This is a genomic window from Ruegeria sp. CL7, from assembly GCF_056536445.1.
Window position 1 is genome coordinate 36,202 of record NZ_JBQFPQ010000012.1, and the last position, 14,930, is coordinate 51,131.

General features: G+C 59.5%; 16 protein-coding genes and 1 tRNA gene. 13 read left to right on the top strand and 4 right to left on the bottom strand.

The window, feature by feature from the left end; all coding sequences use genetic code 11:
* Positions 1-2: 2 nt before the first annotated feature.
* The gene (locus ACR0LI_RS19465; protein WP_171638041.1) at positions 3-260 is read right to left on the bottom strand and encodes a hypothetical protein; all 258 of its coding nucleotides are present in this window, start codon (positions 258-260) and stop codon (positions 3-5) included.
* 157 nt (positions 261-417) lie between these two features.
* On the opposite strand from ACR0LI_RS19465, the gene ACR0LI_RS19470 reads away from it, so the two are divergent.
* The 13 genes from ACR0LI_RS19470 to ACR0LI_RS19530 all read left to right on the top strand — a co-directional run bounded on the left by ACR0LI_RS19470 (position 418) and on the right by ACR0LI_RS19530 (position 12,272).
* The gene (locus ACR0LI_RS19470; protein ID WP_152459136.1) at positions 418-729 is read left to right on the top strand and encodes an ETC complex I subunit; all 312 of its coding nucleotides are present in this window, start codon (positions 418-420) and stop codon (positions 727-729) included.
* A complete protein-coding gene (locus tag ACR0LI_RS19475; protein ID WP_480719076.1) occupies positions 730-1,206 on the top strand; it encodes a GNAT family N-acetyltransferase in 477 nt (158 codons plus the stop codon).
* Between the two features lie 21 nt (positions 1,207-1,227).
* Positions 1,228-1,304 (top strand) — tRNA-Arg (locus tag ACR0LI_RS19480).
* Between the two features lie 381 nt (positions 1,305-1,685).
* Positions 1,686-2,699, top strand: coding sequence for an inositol 2-dehydrogenase (iolG, locus tag ACR0LI_RS19485; protein WP_480719077.1), 1,014 nt, complete (start codon positions 1,686-1,688; stop codon positions 2,697-2,699).
* Between the two features lie 124 nt (positions 2,700-2,823).
* Positions 2,824-3,744 (top strand): sugar ABC transporter substrate-binding protein, encoded by a 921-nt coding sequence (locus tag ACR0LI_RS19490; RefSeq protein WP_171638033.1) that lies wholly within the window; start codon positions 2,824-2,826, stop codon positions 3,742-3,744.
* Positions 3,745-3,813: 69 nt separating this feature from the next.
* Positions 3,814-4,920 carry an ABC transporter permease gene (locus ACR0LI_RS19495; protein ID WP_171118992.1) on the top strand — a complete coding sequence of 369 codons (1,107 nt, stop codon included), beginning with the start codon at positions 3,814-3,816 and terminating at the stop codon, positions 4,918-4,920.
* Position 4,921: 1 nt separating this feature from the next.
* Positions 4,922-5,743 carry an ATP-binding cassette domain-containing protein gene (locus tag ACR0LI_RS19500; protein ID WP_152459131.1) on the top strand — a complete coding sequence of 274 codons (822 nt, stop codon included), beginning with the start codon at positions 4,922-4,924 and terminating at the stop codon, positions 5,741-5,743.
* Positions 5,744-5,895: 152 nt separating this feature from the next.
* Positions 5,896-7,728 (top strand): 3D-(3,5/4)-trihydroxycyclohexane-1,2-dione acylhydrolase (decyclizing), encoded by a 1,833-nt coding sequence (gene iolD, locus ACR0LI_RS19505; RefSeq protein WP_480719078.1) that lies wholly within the window; start codon positions 5,896-5,898, stop codon positions 7,726-7,728.
* Positions 7,725-8,624 carry a myo-inosose-2 dehydratase gene (gene iolE / locus ACR0LI_RS19510; RefSeq protein ID WP_171725071.1) on the top strand — a complete coding sequence of 300 codons (900 nt, stop codon included), beginning with the start codon at positions 7,725-7,727 and terminating at the stop codon, positions 8,622-8,624. Before iolD ends, iolE begins: the two co-directional genes overlap by 4 nt.
* 50 nt (positions 8,625-8,674) lie before the next feature.
* Positions 8,675-9,856, top strand: coding sequence for a phytanoyl-CoA dioxygenase family protein (locus ACR0LI_RS19515; RefSeq protein ID WP_480719079.1), 1,182 nt, complete (start codon positions 8,675-8,677; stop codon positions 9,854-9,856).
* Between the two features lie 48 nt (positions 9,857-9,904).
* Positions 9,905-10,711: a 5-deoxy-glucuronate isomerase gene (gene iolB, locus ACR0LI_RS19520; protein ID WP_480719080.1), complete on the top strand. Its 807-nt coding sequence runs from the start codon at positions 9,905-9,907 to the stop codon at positions 10,709-10,711.
* Positions 10,708-11,466, top strand: a complete 759-nt coding sequence (locus ACR0LI_RS19525; RefSeq protein WP_171638020.1) for an SDR family NAD(P)-dependent oxidoreductase — start codon at positions 10,708-10,710, stop codon at positions 11,464-11,466. Before iolB ends, ACR0LI_RS19525 begins: the two co-directional genes overlap by 4 nt.
* Before the next feature lie 26 nt (positions 11,467-11,492).
* Positions 11,493-12,272, top strand: coding sequence for a TIM barrel protein (locus ACR0LI_RS19530; RefSeq protein ID WP_480719081.1), 780 nt, complete (start codon positions 11,493-11,495; stop codon positions 12,270-12,272).
* A gap of 3 nt (positions 12,273-12,275) precedes the next feature.
* Here ACR0LI_RS19530 and ACR0LI_RS19535 read toward each other — a convergent pair whose 3' ends face one another.
* The 3 genes from ACR0LI_RS19535 to iolC are packed head-to-tail and all read right to left on the bottom strand — an operon-like array spanning position 12,276 to position 14,926.
* Positions 12,276-13,115 carry a class II fructose-bisphosphate aldolase gene (locus tag ACR0LI_RS19535; protein WP_171638016.1) on the bottom strand — a complete coding sequence of 280 codons (840 nt, stop codon included), beginning with the start codon at positions 13,113-13,115 and terminating at the stop codon, positions 12,276-12,278.
* Positions 13,112-13,948, bottom strand: a complete 837-nt coding sequence (locus ACR0LI_RS19540; protein WP_171638014.1) for a 5-deoxy-glucuronate isomerase — start codon at positions 13,946-13,948, stop codon at positions 13,112-13,114. Before ACR0LI_RS19540 ends, ACR0LI_RS19535 begins: the two co-directional genes overlap by 4 nt.
* Positions 13,949-13,957: 9 nt before the next feature.
* Positions 13,958-14,926 (bottom strand): 5-dehydro-2-deoxygluconokinase, encoded by a 969-nt coding sequence (gene iolC, locus ACR0LI_RS19545; protein ID WP_480492505.1) that lies wholly within the window; start codon positions 14,924-14,926, stop codon positions 13,958-13,960.
* Positions 14,927-14,930 lie beyond the last annotated feature (4 nt).

The window sequence follows — 14,930 nt, forward strand, 5'->3', positions numbered from 1 at the left end:
GATCAGGCCCCTACATTTGTTCTTATTTTGTCCAACTGCAAGGGCTGATCCGGTACAAATTCCCCAGTTTTGAAACTGGGCAGATACGCATCCGGATTGTGATCCGAGCCAACCTTGCCGGCCAACGCGGCAAGGTCGCCGATGAGAGCCTTCGTCATCATCGGTTTGCCGGCGATCACGGCATGGGCTTCGGTCGAGGGCATCGCCCGGTTGTTCCCGGGGTTTGCGTTGACGTCCAGAATGCATTCACGATGGATCATCTGCTTATCCTTCGGCTGACTTGTCGAAGATCATAGTTGGCCCTGATGACAGTTTCTGTCATTGGCTTGCTTCGACAATCCGCGACAATTGTTGTCTTGTCCCGGGCTGCGCTCTGACGCATAAACAGGTCCAGCCAAGTGAGTACGGAGAGGCGACATGCGCGCACGGATTTACCAGCCTGCAAGGAATGCGATGACTTCAGGAATGGCCAAGACCCGCAAGTGGGTTCTGGAATATGCCCCCGCTTCGGCACGTGAGGTTGATCCGCTGATGGGCTGGACATCATCCAATGACACGCAAACCCAGATACGCCTGAAATTCGACACCAAGAAAGAGGCGATGGATTATGCCAGGGACAATGGCATCGATGCGCAGGTCAGCGAGCCGCACAAGCGCAAACCCAACCTGCGCGCACGCGGATACGGAGAAAACTTCGCCACCGACCGCCGTGGGCCCTGGACACACTGAATGATCGAAATTCGCGAGGCAGACCCGACCTCGGACGTGTTGCGCCCGATTGTGGAAGCTCATTTCGCTCACAGCGAATCGGCCGGCCCTGCGGAAAGCAACCATACGATGAGCGCAGAATCACTGGCCGGATCGGGCATTCGATTCTGTGCGATTTACGACGATCAGCAGGCTTTGGGCTGCGGCGCCTTGAAGCTGTTGCCCGATGGCACGGCCGAGGTGAAATCGGTGCATATCCTCGCACAGGCACGGGGGCGCGGACTGGCGCGTGTCATGATGGCTCATCTGGCCGATCTGGCGCGCGCAGAAGGCGTCAAAACTTTGGTTTTGGAAACCGGGGCAGAGCATCTTCCAGAGTATGATGCCGCCCGCAAGCTTTACGAAGCGTTGGGTTATTCCTATTGCGGACCGATCTTTGGGTACAGTGACGATCCGAACAGCGCATTCATGCGCTTGGCTCTTGAACCCCGCTCGTAAAAACCGCAAGAAGGGTGCAGCGGTCCCTTAGCTCAACTGGATAGAGCAGCTGACTTCTAATCAGCAGGTTGAGGGTTCGAGTCCTTCAGGGATCGCCATTCTCGAATTTCGATTTCGATGAACACGTCAGGCCGCAATGCGGGCTGTTTCTTCGCGGTTGTCGGGTGAGGTATGAAGGGCTGGACGAGGGGGTCATGCCAGCCCTTCTAAGGGGTCACAGAGTGGTAGTGTGTGTTCCTTAATCAAACATTAACCTGATTCACCATGTTCCGAAATTGGGGGATTCCCGTAGGACGGCCAATGCGCGGATTTCAGCGTGTGGGTTGCAGCCGGCGGATCAGGATCCGGGATCATAACGCGAATTTTTCAGGGTGATTTGGGGCCTGGGCCGTAAAAGCGCCAAGGTAGCGAAAAAAATATTGCAACCGGTTGCAAATAGAATCATTGTTGCGCGCAACAACAAGATTCGGGAGATCTGTATGTTGAACGTCGGATTGTTGGGTGCCGGGCGCATCGGGCGTGTTCATGCGCAGGCGATTGCATCGCATCCGGGCAGCAAACTCATTGCTGTTTCCGATGCCTTGACCGAGGCCGCGGCCAGCCTTGCCAGTGATTATAGGGCCGAGGCGCGCAGTTCCGAAGAGATCATTGCGGATCCGGAAATCGGCGCGGTTCTGATTGCAACTCCAACAGATACGCATTCTAACCTGATTGAAGCAGCGACAGGCGCAGGAAAAGCCGTCCTGTGTGAAAAGCCCGTTGATTTGGACCTGAAGCGCGCCTCGGATTGTCTGAATACCGTCGCGGAACGCGGCAAGCCGGTCATGATAGGGTTCAATCGGCGATTTGATCCCAATTTTGCGACCTTGAAGGCGGGGTTGGATGCGGGTGAGATCGGCAAGGCAGAGCTCCTGTCGATCACATCTTTTGACCCGGCGCCACCACCAGTCAGCTACGTAAAGGTGTCTGGCGGTTTGTTTCGGGACATGATGATCCATGATTTTGACATGGCTAACTTCCTGATGGGGGACGTTCCCGAAACGATCTCGGCGGTTGGGTCCTCGCTTGTGGATGCTGAAATCGGCGCCGCGGGGGATGTGGATACAGCGGCAGTTACAATGACTTACGCGGATGGCCGCATCGCGGTCATCAAGAATTCGCGGCGCGCGGCCTATGGCTATGACCAGCGGGTCGAACTGCTGGGGTCCGAGGGGTTGCTACAGGCTCAGAACATGCTGGAAAACACTGTCGTAAAGTCAACGGCGGACGGTGTGGTGGGGGCCAAGCCGACCTATTTCTTCCTGGAACGCTACATGCCTGCTTACCGTGTGGAATGGGCCGCATTTGTCGACGCTGTTGAAAGTGGATCCGAAGTTCCGGTCACGCTGAAGGACGGTGTTGCAGCGCTGGCGATGGCCGAGGCCGCGACCCTGTCAGCGCAGACGGGAAAGCCCGTTCGGATGGAAGAGATTTTGAAACCGGTTGCAAAATGATCGAAATTCTTCAAACTAATACCAGCTCGGCCCAGCGCCGCAGCCACTGAGATTCGGCACAGCCGGATGATTGGGGCCGGTACCCCGACAGAAGATCAGACTGAACCATTGGGAGGAAACTGAAATGAAGAAATTCGTTAAAGGCGCGCTTGCTGCGGGGGCACTGGCCTTGGCCACACCTGCATTTGCGCAGGAAATCGTGGTCGTGTCGCATGGCCAGGCCAATGACGCATTCTGGAACGTCGTGAAGAACGGCGTAGAGCAGGCCGGAAAAGATGTCGGTGTGAATGTGGAATATCGTGCACCTGAGACCTTTGACATGGTTGCCATGTCGCAGCTGATCGACGCCGCCGTGAACCAGGAGCCTGACGGACTGATCGTCTCGATCCCGGATGCCGATGCGCTTGGCCCCTCGATCGAACGTGCGGTTGCCGCCGGTATCCCGGTGATTTCGATCAACTCGGGTGCGGAAGTGGCCAAGGAACTGGGCGCTCTGCTGCATGTGGGTCAGGACGAATATGATGCGGGCAAGGCGGCTGGTGAAAAGCTGGCCTCGATGGGTGGAACCAATGCGATCTGTGTCAACCACGAGGTCGGCAACGTATCACTTGACCTGCGCTGTGAAGGCTTCACCGAAGGGTTTGGCGGTAAAGTAACCGTTCTGCCGACCTCGAACGATCCGTCCGAGATCGAGTCCAAAGTTGCCGCCGCGCTGGCCGCTGACGAAAGCGTCGATACCGTTATGGCGCTGGGCGCGAGCTCGGCCGGCGAGCCTTCGGTCGCCGCGGCCAAAGCCTCGGGGCGGGATTTGAATGTTGCCTCGTTCGACCTGTCGGCCAACTTCCTCCAGTCAATCGTGGATGGTGACGCGGCCTTTGCCATTGACCAGCAGCAGTACCTTCAGGGCTACCTGTCGGTGAACTTCATGGGTCTGCACGCCAAATACGGCCTGATGCCGGGCGGCGACGTGCCTTCGGGTCCGAACCTGATCACTCAGGACAAGGCCGCACAGGTCATCGAACTGTCCGCGCAGGGTATCCGCTGATTTCGGCGCGATCCGACAAACAACAGGATCGGCGCCAACGCGCCGGTCTCACCGAATTGGGAGGAAACCATGAGTGAATCAGCGCCCGTCCTGTCGGACGAAAGGGTCAAGAAAGAACCGTTCCTGACCAAACTGATGAAAAGACCCGAGCTGGGCGCCATTGCAGGGGCGGTTCTGGTATTCGTGTTCTTTGCGATCACCGCAGATGAATCGATGTTCACTCTTGCCGGTGTCATGAACTTCATGACCCCTGCGGCACAGTTGGGTATCCTGGCGATCGGTGCGGCACTGCTGATGATCGGTGGAGAGTTCGACCTGTCGATCGGATCGATGGTCGCGTTCTCGGGGCTGTTTTTCGGCGTCTGCGTCGTGACCTGGCAATTGCCGCTGATCTTTGCCATCCCAATGACATTCGTATTTGCGGCCTGTGTCGGTGCGGTCAACGGCAATATCGTGATCCGTTCGGGCCTGCCTTCGTTCATTGTAACGCTGGCGTTTCTGTTCATCCTTCGTGGCCTGTCACTGGTGGGGCTGAAAATGGCGACAGGCGGTTCGACCCAACTGCGCGGCGTGCGCGACGCGGTCGAAAACGACTGGCTGGCCCCCTTCTTTTCGGGCGAAGCATTCGGCAGCCTGTTCGCATGGCTGGCCGCCAACGGCATGATCGATACATTCAAAAGCGGCGCGCCCAAGGTCCCGGGTATTCCGGTCGAAATCCTGTGGTTCATCGTCATTACACTGGCGGCGACCTACGTGCTGCTGCGTACCCCGGTGGGGAATTGGATTTTCGCCTCGGGTGGTGACAGCACGGCTGCATCCAATTCGGGTGTACCGGTTAACCGCGTCAAGGTTTCACTGTTCATGCTGACGGCCTGCTGTGCCGCCCTTGTGGCGATCATTACCGTCATGGACGCAGGCTCGACCGATGCGCGGCGGGGGTTCCAGAAAGAATTCGAGGCGATCATCGCCGCGGTGATCGGCGGCTGCCTGCTGACCGGCGGATACGGCTCGGCCATCGGGGCTTTCTTCGGCTCGATCATCTTTGGAATGGTCGTCATCGGACTGACCTATACCGACTTTGATCAGGATTGGTTCCAGGTCTTCCTGGGTGCCATGCTGTTGATTGCCGTTCTGTTCAACAACGCGATCCGCAAGCGCGTAACCGGGGAGCGCTGATATGACCGAAGACACCAAGTTCCACCATGGCGATGCCGTCGACGATCAGGCGCCCATCGTTCAGATGAAAGACATCGAAAAGCACTTTGGCAATATCATCGCACTTGCTGGCGTCAGCTTTGACGTCAAGCCCGGGGAATGCCATTGCCTGCTGGGCGACAACGGCGCGGGCAAGTCCACCTTCATCAAGACCATGTCAGGGGTTCACAAACCCACCAAGGGCGAGATTTTGTTCGAAGGCCAGCCGTTGCATTTCGACACGCCGCGTGACGCGATGGAAGCGGGCATCGCGACCGTGTTTCAGGATCTTGCGATGATCCCGCTGATGAGTGTGACGCGCAATTTCTTCATGGGGCGCGAACCCACCAAGGGCAAAGGGTTGCTCAAGCGGTTCGATGTGGATCATGCAAACGAAGTCTGCATGGAAGAGATGCGCAAGATGGGCATCAATCTGCGCGCACCGGATCAGGCGGTTGGGACATTGTCCGGCGGCGAACGTCAGACGGTGGCCATCGCGCGGGCGGTGTATTTCGGCGCCAAGATCCTGATCCTCGACGAACCGACCTCGGCGCTTGGTGTGCGTCAGACGTCGAATGTTCTTGCCACGATCGACCGGGTGCGCAGCCAGGGTGTCGGCGTGGTTTTCATCAGCCACAACGTGCGCCATGCGCTGGCGGTGGGCGATCGTTTTACCGTACTGAACCGCGGCAAAACACTGGGCACTGCCAAACGCGGTGAAATCACACCCGAAGAGTTGCAGGACCTGATGGCCGGTGGTCAGGAAATGGCCGAGCTTGAGGGATCGCTGGGCGGTACTGTCTAAAGCAAGACACTCGGATGCCCTCACGGGGGCATCCATCGGGCGGTGGCACCTGACGCCACTCTGATTTCAGGCTCTGGCAAAAGGCCTGACACCTTCGCAAATGAGAAAACCCGCGGACCGCCGATGGCGGCTCCGAGTTGAAAGGGATCATGATGAGCAAAACAGTCCGATTGACCGCGGCGCAGGCTCTGGTGCGCTATCTGGGCGCGCAGATGAACGAGGCCGGAGAGCCGTTCATCGCAGGTGTGTGGGCGATCTTCGGCCATGGCAACGTGGCCGGTCTGGGCGAGGCGCTGCATGGGGTGAAAGACAGTCTTCCCACCTATCGCGGTCACAACGAACAGACCATGGCACACAGCGCTATTGCTTATGCCAAGCAGTTGGGTCGGCAACGCGCCATGGCGGTGACATCGTCGATCGGACCGGGGGCCACCAACATGGTCACGGCCGCTGCTCTGGCCCACGTGAACCGTCTGCCTGTTTTGTTGCTGCCCGGCGATGTATTTGCGACGCGTGGCCCCGATCCGGTTTTGCAGCAACCCGAAGTGTTCTCGGATGGAACCATCAGTGCGAATGATTGTTTCAGACCGGTCAGCCGGTATTTCGACCGCATCACCCGCCCGGAACATCTGCTGACGGCTCTGCCGCGCGCTTTCCGCACGATGACGGACCCGGCGGATTGCGGCCCGGCGACGCTGGCCTTTTGTCAGGATGTGCAGGCCGAAGCATATGACTATCCTGAAAGCTTCTTTGAGCCGCGCGTCTGGTATCAGCGCCGCATTCGCCCGGATGAGGGGGAACTGGCGCGCGCCGTTGCCGCGATCAAGGCCGCCAAGCGCCCCGTTATCGTTGCCGGCGGAGGTGTGCATTATTCGGACGCAACCGCCACGTTGCAGCGTTTTGCCGAGGCACACAATATCCCCGTGGCCGAGACACAGGCCGGCAAGTCCGCATTGGCCTGGGATCATCCGCTCAACCTTGGTCCTGTTGGTGTGACCGGGGGCGAACCTGCCAACGACATATGCGCAAGGGCGGATCTTGTGCTGGGCGTCGGCACCCGGTTTCAGGACTTCACCACCGGGTCATGGGGGTTGTTTGCGAACCCCGAGCGGGAATTGATCAGCCTGAACACCGCCGCCTATGACGCCGAGAAGCACGGAGCGATGCCGTTGCAGGCCGACGCTCGGGTTGGTCTGGATGAACTCAGTGAAGCGCTGGGCGGCCATCGCGCGCCGGATCTGCCCGCGGCATTGAAATCTGATTGGTTCGGCAAAGTTGATGCGCTGACGGATGCCCCTGCGGACAGCAATGCACTTCCCACGGATATGCAGGTGATCGGCGCCGTGCAGCGGGCCGCCAAGGAAAACACTGTTGCGATGTGCGCTGCCGGAACGATGCCGGGTGAGCTGCACAAGCTTTGGAAGGCACCACGCCCCGGAGCCTATCACATGGAATATGGTTTCAGCTGCATGGGGTATGAGATCGCCGGTGCCATGGGCATCAAGATAGCCCAGCCCGACCGCGACGTGATCTGCTTTACCGGTGACGGCACTTATATGATGGCCAACTCGGAAATGGCGACGGCGGCGATGATGGGGATTTCGTTCACTGTTGTCGTCACGGACAACCGCGGGTTTGGGTGCATCAACCGTCTGCAAATGGGGACAGGCGGGGCCGAGTTCAACAACCTTCTCGACCACACTGTGCACGAGACAAAATCAGCCATCGATTTTGCCGCCCATGCGGCAGCGATGGGGGCGACTTCGGTCAAGGTCAGTTCAATTGCCGAGCTTGAAGACGCGCTGGCCAAACGCGATGAGGTCAAAGGCCCCTATGTCGTGGTGATCGACACCGATCCCTACCCATCGACCGAGTATGGCGGAACGTGGTGGGAAGTGGCGGTGCCCGAGGTCAGCACCCGCCCCGAAGTGAATGAAAAACGCGCGGCCTATGAAGTCGCCATCAAGGAAAGAAACACGAAATGAGCGTGAAGATCGGTATCTCTCCGATTGCCTGGCAGAATGACGACCTGCCGGACCTGACCGCAGCTTACACGATGGAGCAGGCGCTGAAAGAAGCGCGCGAGATCGGCTATACAGGTGTCGAACGCGGCCAGAGGATGCCCGCCGACACCGAAGGGTTGCGGGCCTATCTGGACGCAAATGACATCGCGCTGTGTGGGGGGTGGTGCTCGGGCAGCACGCTGGTTAACGACCTGCACTCCGAGATCGCCGTCGTGCGCGAACAGGTCGAACAATTCGTTGCGCTGAACAGCCCGTGCATCGTTTATGCCGAATGCTCCAATACCGTCCAGGGACAGATTGGAACACCTGTCAATGATCGCCCCAAACTGTCGCGGGACGAGGTTCTGGCCTATGCGGGGAAGCTGACCGAGCTTGCCAAATGGATGGCAGATCAGGGCATGCCGATGGCCTATCACCATCACATGGGCACGATCATCGAAAGCGAAGATGAGGTGAACTGGCTGATGGAGGGGTCAGGCCCCGAATTGAGCCTGTGTTTCGATACCGGCCATCTGCTGTTTGGCGGCGGCGATGTGATGGCCACGCTGAACCGTTGGGGCGACCGGGTGCATCACGTGCATTTCAAGGATATCCGCCCTGAAATCGTACAGGTCACGCGTGAGAACAATCGCAGTTTTTTGGATGCGGTGATCGCGGGCGCGTTCACCGTGCCGGGCGATGGTTGCATCGACTTTCAGGCCGTGGCCAATGCACTGAAAGCAATGGATTACAGCGGCTGGATCGTGGTCGAGGCAGAGCAGGACCCGGCCAAGGCGCCGCCCTACGAGTACTCGAAAATGGGCTATGACCACATCGTCGAGGTCTGCGGCAAGGCCGGGCTGAAGATCACCCCATAGTTCACCACCCCAAACGGGGCAACACCGAAGCCATCAGAGAGGAGCGCGTCATGGTACAACAGGACCTTGGATATGTCGGCTATTTCGACCGGGAATCCTGTGATCTGGACGAATTCAAGGTGTTGACCTCGCAAAACCTGACAACCGGTGCGGTGCCTCATGCCGCATCGGTGCAAAAGAACGTTCCGATCTATGATATGCATGCGCTGCGCCCGGCGTTGGAGAAGGCTGATCAAAGAAAAGCGCTGCTGGCGGAATGGGCGTATGTGCTGAACAAATCTGCGGGTGTGATCGTTCTAAAAGGCGCATTTGCGGATACGTCCGTGATCGACCGGGCGACCGCTGTGTTCCATCAGATGATCGAGGAAGAACGTCAGGGCGGGGCCGGAGAAGGTGACCACTTCGCAGCCTCGGGCGCGAATGACCGGATATGGAACGCATTGCAGAAACAGTGCTTGCGCGATCCCGAGGGCTTTGCGCTTTATTTCGGGAATGTGGCCATTGCAGCGGCTTGCGAGGCATGGCTTGGCCCGAACTATCAGGTGACCGCTCAGATCAATCAGGTGCGCCCCGGTGGCAAGGCGCAACAGGCGCATCGGGATTATCACCTTGGGTTTCAAAGCGCCGAAAGCGCGGCCAGTTATCCGGCACAGGCTCATCTGGTGACGGCCTCGCTGACCCTGCAAGGGGCGGTTGCGCATTGTGACATGCCGGTGGAAAGCGGGCCGACCAAGTTGTTACCGTTCTCGCAGCTCTACCCGCCGGGCTATCTGGCGTTCCACGATGAAGCACACCGGGCGCATTTCGAAGACAGCTGTATCCAGTTGCCATTGGAAAAGGGTGACGCGGTGTTCTTCAATCCGGCGCTGTTCCATTCGGCGGGCGCGAACAGCAGCGCCAACATCAATCGCATGGCAAACCTGCTGCAAATCTCATCTGCCTTCGGGCGCGCGATGGAGTCGGTGGATCGGCGGGCGATGTCCGTGGCGGTGTTCCCGTCACTGATCGCCTTAAAACAGCGCGGGGCGCTGGACACAGCGCAGGTGGAGGCTGCAATTGCGGCCACGGCTGAGGGCTATCCCTTCCCGACCAATCTGGACACGGACCCCCCGGTCGGGGGCAATGCGCCGGAAAGCCAGGCGGATATTCTGCGTCGCGCGGTTGCGGAAAGATGGACCCAGGCGCAGCTGGACAAGTCCCTATCGGCCCGGAACCAAAGGCAAGCTGCCTGAATACAACACAGGCGGGCGCTCGGGGCCCGCCCAAGAAGGAGATCAAGAATGGCAGACCTGCTGAAGAAACCGATCGGAACCCGCGGCAAGGTACATGACATCACTCCGTCAAGCGCTGGATGGAAATACGTGGGCTTTGGGCTTTTTCATCTGAAGGCCGGGGATCGCGCAAACGAAGTGACTGCGGATCGTGAGGTCATTCTGGTGATGGTCGAAGGCAAGGCAAAGATCACCGGGGCCGGGCAGGACTGGGGCGTGTTGGGCGAGCGGATGAACGTCTTTGAAAAGACCCCGCCGCATTGCCTTTATCTGCCGAACGGAACCGAATGGGAGGCCGTGGCCGAAACCGATTGTGTGATCGCCGTGTGTTCAGCCCCCGGCAAGGGCGGCCACGAGGCCCGGCGGATCGGTCCGGACGGGATAACCCTGACTGAACGTGGAAAGGGCGCAAACACACGCTATATCAACAACATCGCGATGGAGGCCGAGGATTACGCCGACAGCCTGCTGGTGACCGAGGTGTTCACGCCGAACGGCCACTGGTCGTCCTATCCCAGCCACCGCCACGACGAAGATGACTATCCCCACATCACCTATCTGGAAGAGACCTACTACCACCGCCTGAACCCGTCGAACGGATTTGGGATCCAGCGGGTTTACACCGATGACGGCCAGTTGGATGAGACGATGGCGGTATCCGATGGCGACGTTGTGACTGTCCCGCGTGGCCATCACCCTTGCGGTGCGCCCTATGGGTTCGAGATGTATTATCTGAACGTCATGGCCGGACCGCTGCGGAAATGGCGGTTCGTGCCGGCCCCCGAGGTCGAATGGATCATGGAGCGTGACGGATGAGCCAAACTTTTGCCAATTACCCAAGCCTCGCAGGGAAGACTGTTTTCATCACCGGCGGCGCCGGCGGAATTGGCGCGGAAACCGTTCGGGCCTTTGCCGAACAGGGGGCAAAGGTTGGGTTTTTGGACCTCAACGCCGATGCCGGGCTTGCTTTGCTTTCCGAACTGGACGGAGAGCATGCATTCGCCCAATGCGATCTTCGCGACATTGACGAGATGAACGCCGCAATAGGGCAATTGGTTGAAGAGCTGGGCGAGGCGGGTGTTCTGGTGAACAACGCGGCCCGGGATGACCGGCACGACTGGCGCGACGTCACGCCTGACTACTGGGATGAGCGCATGGCGACAAATATCCGCCACATGTTCTTTGCCATTCAGTCGGTGGCACCCGGAATGATCGCCAGGGGTGCAGGTTCGATCATCAATATCGGCTCGAATTCGTGGTGGGAGGCCGGGGCGGGTTTCCCTGCCTATGCCACCGCCAAATCCGCTGTGCATGGACTGACCCGCACCATGGCGCGCGAGCTGGGCGATCACCGTATCCGCGTCAACACGGTCGTGCCCGGCTGGATCATGACCCAGCGCCAGAAAGATCTGTGGGTCACCCCCGAGGCTCTGGCCAAGCAGATCGACCGTCAGTGCCTGCCCGACCCGATCGACCCGGTCTATGTGGCGCGGATGGTGCTGTTTCTGGCCTCGAACGACGCGGCCATGTGCAGTGCCGGGAACTTCATGGTCGAAGGCGGGTCGATCTAAGTCTTTCCATACCGAAAGAGAAATCAATGCCTCAACCGTTTCAACTTGCGGCCTGTGCCGAGATGCTGTGGCTGGACAGGCCGATGGATTGGCGCGCCGCCCGGCTGGCCGAGATGGGGTTCGGTGTCGGGATGTGGAACTGGCCGGAGCTCGATATTCCCAGACTGGTCGCAACCGGCGCCAGTTTCACCATCATGAACGGCTATCTTCAGGGGCGGCTGGCCGACGATGACGGGGCCGAGATGCTGCTGGCCTCGGCGGCCGAAACAATTCAGGTCGGCAAGCGCCTGGGCGTTGCGCGTCTGAATCTGCACGGCACCGGGTTGGGTGACGGTGGCATACCGATTTGGCAACATGACGAGGTCACAGGGCCGATGTGGCTCAAGGCCAGGGACACCCTGAACCGGATCTGTGATCTGGCCCAGGCCGAAGATGTGGTGTTCACGCTTGAAAACCTGAACCTGCTGGACCATCCAGGCTGTCCGTTCGGGTCAACGGCGGACGTGCTTTCCTTGGTTTCGTCGGTTGATCGTCCGCAGTTGCGGATCAATCTCGACCTCTACCATACCCAGATCGGCGAGGGGGATCTGATCCGCTGGTGTGAAAAATGCCTGCCCTGGATCGGAGAGGTGCAGGTGGCCGACAATCCCGGTCTGTGCGAGCCCGGAACCGGTGAGATCAACTATGCCGCCGTGGCGCGTGCGTTGAACGAATTGGGCTATCGCGGCCCGGTCGGGATGGAAGCCTTCGCCGCAGGCGACCCGGAAGACGCGCTAAACGCCTTCCGGTCGGCATTCACGCTCTGAGCGTTACCGCTGCGGTGGCGCACCAAAGGCGCGGATCACCGTGCGGGCAGCAGCCTCAACCGAGTCGTGCGTTTCCTTCAGGATCGTTACCCGGTCGAACCGGTCGGGGTCGCGGTTTACGGCCTCGCGCAGGGCGGTGCCGAAGGCCATGCGCAGCTCGGTCCCGATGTTGAATTTGCAGATCGCGGTTTCACGCGCCAGCCGCGCGCGCTGTTCGACCGGCACACCCGATCCGCCATGGATGACCAGTGGAACGTCGGTCATGGAGTCGATCTGGCGTATGCGGTTTTCGTCCAGACCACCTTCCTTTTTTTGCTGAAGGTGGACGTTTCCGACCGAGATTGCCATCGCGTCCACGCCGCTGTCGCGGGCAAACTTCGCGGCTTCCTCGGGATCCGTGCCGTTGGAACCTTCACCGCCGGAATAGCCGACGAAGCCGATCTCGCCCTCGCACGAGATCCCGGCGGCATGGGCCATTTCGGCAATCGCGGCGGTTTCATCGATGTTCTGCTGCAAGGGCTTGCGCGACCCGTCGAACATCAGCGAGGTGAACCCGCTGTCCAGCGCGATCTTGCAGTCCTCGAAGGTATAGCCGTGGTCCAGATGCGCCACCACGGGCACCGAGGCGTTTTCGGCCAGATACCGGAACATCTTGCCCAGGATCGGCAGCGGGGTGTGCTCGCGGCAGCTGGGTCCGGCTTGCAGGATCACCGGGGCGTTCTCGGCCTCGGCGGCGGCGACATAGGCGCGCATGTCCTCCCAGCCCAGCGTCACCAGGCCGCCGATGGCATAGCCCTGTTCGTAGGCGGGTTGCAGGACGTCTTTGAGCGTAGCGAGGGTCATTTGAATTTGGCGATCATGTCTTTGATGCCCGGGATCGTTTCGATCTGATAGGCATGGGTGGGTTGGAAATACTGTACCAGCGACCGCTGGGTCAGCCCGCCGAGGATGGTGAAGTAATACATCTCGTATCCCGGCAGCACGCAGCACGGGTGATAGCCCTTGTCGATGCAGATCGTGGAGCCATCGACGATGTGATAGGCATCGCCCGGCTCGTTGTCCTCGCGTTGCAGCATCTGTAGGCCCGAGCCCCAGTTGGGTTTGAAGCGGAAATTGTAGGTTTCGTCATGCCGGGTCTCGTCCGGCAGGCGGTTGGTGTCGTGCTTGTGGCTGGGAAAGCCCGACCAGCCGCCCTGACCGACGGTGAACAGCTCGCTCACCAATAGGCGACCGACCTTGTCATGCTGTTTCTGGCCGAGGATGTGCTTGATTTTGCGGTGGGTCTTGGTGTCGTCGCTGCCGTATTGCACCAGGTCGTGCTCGCGCACGTCGAACGGATCCAGCACCTTGTCATACTTTGCGCCTGCCACGAACACCTCGGCAGCCTCTGACACGCAGACCATCTGCGCCCGTGCTCCCGACGGGACATAGGCTCCCTCGGGTTCGCCATCCCAGACATCCTCGCCCCGATTACCCAGATGGGCAAAGCGCACGCCTTCGACGTCCACGTCGACGCTGCCGGTGGCGGGCACGATGCAGGTCTCGTAGCCCGGCACCTGGTATTCGAACGCTTCACCTATGTTCAGTTTGACGATGTTGAAATAGTTCAGCGGAACGGTCGGATCATCGGCGTCTACGATGGGTTTGTTCCGATTGTCATAGGGCGCGATATGCATGGTACTCTCCTATGTGGTCGGGCCGGGATGCGAAGCGAGGAACGCGTCCAGTTCTGGTGTCGTTGGCATGGCGGGTGCGCAACCGGGATGCGACACCACGATCGACGCGCAGGCCGAACCGCGCATGACGGCGTCTTTCAGATCGTGCCCCGCCGCGATCGAGGCCAGAAGCCCGGCCATGAAACTGTCGCCAGCCCCGTTGGGTTTGACAGCCGTAACCGGGTAAATACCGGTTCGCAGCTCTTGCCCGTCCACGAAGGTGACAGCACCTTTTTCGCCCATCTTGTAGATGACGATCCGACCCGGTTTTTGGGCAAGTTCCTGCGCTTTGGCAAAACCCTTTTCGATGCCGCCGGCCATGAATCCGAACTCTTCGTCATTGCCGACGATCAGGTTGCTGGCTTCGCCAGCCCGCGACAGAACTTCGGCAGCCACCTCGGCCGAGGGCCAGCTGTATGGGCGGTAATCGATGTCGAAGATGATCGGCAGGCCTGCGCTTCGGGCGTTCTCGAAGGCCCGGAATGTGGCGCTGCGCGACGGTTCGGACGCAAAGACCGTTCCAGCCGAGATGATTGCCGAGAAAGATGAATAATCGACCCTGTCCATATCCTCTTTCGTGACTTGGAAATCAACGGCCCCGTTGCGATAGATCACATTCTGAAAGTCCTCGATCCGGCTTTCGTACACGGCCAAAGACATGCGGTATTCGCCGCCCAGAATGCGGATATAGGATGTGTCCACCCCGTAATGCCGCAACCGGTTGAGGCAGAACCGCCCAATCGCATCGTTCGAGACGGACGTGATCAGCGACGCCTCGCTGCCCAACTTGACCAGCCCGGCACAAATGTTGGCAGAAGAACCACCAAGGTCGGCATGAAACGTGCTGGCATCCTCGCTTTTGACGCCAATTGGGTCTGCGTAAAGGTCCATACCCGCACGCCCCAGAACGGCGAAACGGTTTCCTTTGATACCATCCATCAAA